At 65.6% G+C, this 2,556-nt stretch carries 3 protein-coding genes; 2 read left to right on the top strand and 1 reads right to left on the bottom strand.

Annotation, left to right across the window (positions count from 1 at the left end; translation table 11 throughout):
* Positions 1-401: NAD-binding protein (locus tag JOY90_RS10150; RefSeq protein ID WP_291691001.1), on the top strand; the 401-nt coding region annotated here is incomplete at its 5' end.
* Between the two features lie 21 nt (positions 402-422).
* Here the strand turns inward: JOY90_RS10150 and JOY90_RS10145 are convergent.
* Positions 423-1,718 carry a cytochrome P450 gene (locus JOY90_RS10145; protein ID WP_291691000.1) on the bottom strand — a complete coding sequence of 432 codons (1,296 nt, stop codon included), beginning with the start codon at positions 1,716-1,718 and terminating at the stop codon, positions 423-425.
* 378 nt (positions 1,719-2,096) lie between these two features.
* On the opposite strand from JOY90_RS10145, the gene JOY90_RS10140 reads away from it, so the two are divergent.
* A partial coding sequence (locus JOY90_RS10140; RefSeq protein ID WP_291690999.1) for an enoyl-CoA hydratase/isomerase family protein occupies positions 2,097-2,556 on the top strand: 460 nt, incomplete at its 3' end.

Genomic DNA, 2,556 nt, shown 5'->3' with positions numbered 1-2,556 from the left:
CCGGGCCGGTCGGGACTGCGAAGGTCGTCAAGATCGTCAACAACATGATGTCGATGGGCAACGTACTCGTGGCCGCCGAAGCGTTCGCGCTCGGCGTTGCCGCCGGTGTCGAGTCGGAGAAGCTCTACGAGGTGCTCTCCGTCAGCGGCGGCCGCTCCCACCACTTCACCAAGCGGTTTCCCAACGCGCTGAAGGGCGATTTCGCACCGGGATTCCGGATGGAGCTCGGCGAGAAGGATCTCGCGCTCGGGGTCGAGCTTGGGCGGATGACGCACATGCCGACGCCCTCGGCCTCCGCGACGCGCGAGCTCTACGCGCTGGCGCTGGCCGAAGGCTTTCGCGGCCGGGACATCGTCGCGTTGCTTTCGATGTACCAGAACTGGGCGAAGGCGGCACAGTGAGTGGCTTGGGTGGCCGCCCGCTCAGCTCATTCTGAAACGCACCGGCACGGTTTTCGGTCCGCCGACGAAGGTCGAGGCCGACCGGCGCGGCTCGCCCGCGAGCTCGATCGATTCCAGTCGTTCGAACAGCTCCTCGAAGAAGATGCGCATCTCCAGCCGTGCGAGGTGCTGGCCGAGGCAGACATGGACGCCGTGGCCGAAGCCGACATGTCGGGTCGCATCCCGGTCGACACGGAACAGGTCCGGCGCGTCGAAGACTTCTTCGTCGCGATTGCCCGACGGATAGCACAGCATCAGGCGGTCACCCTTTGCGATCGCCTGGCCGCGAAGCTCGGTATCTTCGGTCGCCGTGCGCATGAAGTGACCGACGGGCACGGTGTAGCGCACCGCCTCCTCGATCAGCTTGGAAATGAGCGAGCGGTCGGCCTTGACCTTGCGGAATTCGTCCGGATGCTCGCAGAGCGCCCATATTGCGCCTGACGTCGAGGACGATGTCGTGTCATGGCCGGCGGTTGCGATCAGGATGTAATAGCTCGTGGCTTCCCGCTGCGCGATCGGGGCGCCCTCGATCTCGGCATGGGCGATGATGGTGGCGATATCGTCGCGCGGGTCGGCGCGGCGCGTTGCGGTGAGCCGGGCGAAGTATTCCTCGAAGTCGGCGATCACTTCCAGCAGCGAGTTCGTCTCCGCAATCGGGTCGCCCGCCGCTCGGGCGTCGCGGCGGAGATCCTCGTCGTCCGAGCCGAATATCTCCTGGGTGAGCTTGAGCATCCGCGGCTCGTCCTGTTCCGGAACGCCCAGGATTTCCATGACCACGCGCAGCGGATAGTGGAGCGCCACGTCCCGCGCGAAATCGCATTCGCCGCCATGCGAGGCCATGCGATCGACGGCTTCGCGAGCGATCATGCGGATGCGGCTCTCCAGTGACTGCAGCTTCTGCGGCATCAGCCAGCCCTGGGTGATGCGCCGGTATTTCATGTGCTCCGGGGCGTCCATGTTGACCATGATGCGCAACAGATGCGGATAGCCACCCTGCATCGAGCGGACGAGATCCTCCGCTGCCCGCGGCCGCAGAACCGTCGGGTTGTCGGCACTGTGGAACAGGTCGTTCTGGCGGCTCACCGCGAGGATGTCCGCATGCTTGGTGACAGCCCAGAACGGATCGTAGCCCTCGACCTCGACGCGGCCGACCGGATTGTTCGCGCGCAGCCAGCAGAAACCATGGTAGAGCGCCGTTCGCTCGGCGTAGGCGCGTGGCGTCAGGATCAGCCGTGCAAGCTCGTCATCCACCTTCATCGACCCGTTCGGCACGTCCATTTGCTGCTCCACATCTGCCCAAGCCAGTAGTCGCCAAGCAGGGTGGGTGGCCGCGGTTACGCGACGATGTCGAAGGCCGGGCGCTCGTATTTCAGATGTCATAATCGAGCGGCGAGCCCGGTCGCCGTCGGCGACGCCAGGCCGTTGCATGGCTCAATGCATTGCCCGTCGGCCATCGGCATTTACAGGCGCCGTCCGATCCGCTTAGCTGAGCTTTCGACGCCAACGACACGATATGCGGGATGGAACTCCGATGGACGAGGCCGGCGCAGATGCCGGCACGCTCGAATAAGTCAGCGCGATCAGGGTTTGAGCAGGCGAGGGGCTCCGCGCATCGCGATGCCGTGTCCCGTGTCGCCATGTTCAGGGAGCCGGATCATGCGAAATGACTTCGAGACGGTCGCCGTCGAGCGCAGGGAGAACCGTGTCCTGCTGGTCACCTTGAACCGGCCGCGCGCGTCGAATGCCATGAACACCCAGATGGGCCTCGACCTCATGGAGCTGTTCGAGGGCCTCACCATCGATCTCGAAGGCCTGCGGGTCGTGATCCTGACCGGCAGCGGCGACAAGGCGTTCTGCGCCGGCGGCGACCTCAAGCAGCGCAACGGCATGACGGACGAGGCCTGGGTCGCCCAGCATCTGGTGTTCGAGCGCATGCTGCGGGCGATCCTCGCCTGTCCGGTCCCGGTGATCGCGGCGGTCAACGGCGCGGCCTATGGCGGCGGCTGCGAGATCGCCGCGGCGGCCGATTTCATCTACGCCTCGACCAATGCGCGCTTCGCGTTGACCGAGGTCACGCTCGGCATCATGCCCGGCGCCGGCGGCACGCAGAACCTGC

The sequence above is a fragment of the Bradyrhizobium sp. genome, assembly GCF_019242285.1.
Lineage (GTDB): Bacteria > Pseudomonadota > Alphaproteobacteria > Rhizobiales > Xanthobacteraceae > Bradyrhizobium.
This window is presented reverse-complemented; position numbering and strand designations above follow the sequence as displayed.

What these genes read in the sequence shown, in the direction of transcription:
- JOY90_RS10145 (WP_291691000.1), bottom strand. Translation starts at nt 1,718, where the DNA reads ATGGACGTGCCGAACGGGTCGATGAAGGTGGATGACGAGCTTGCACGG.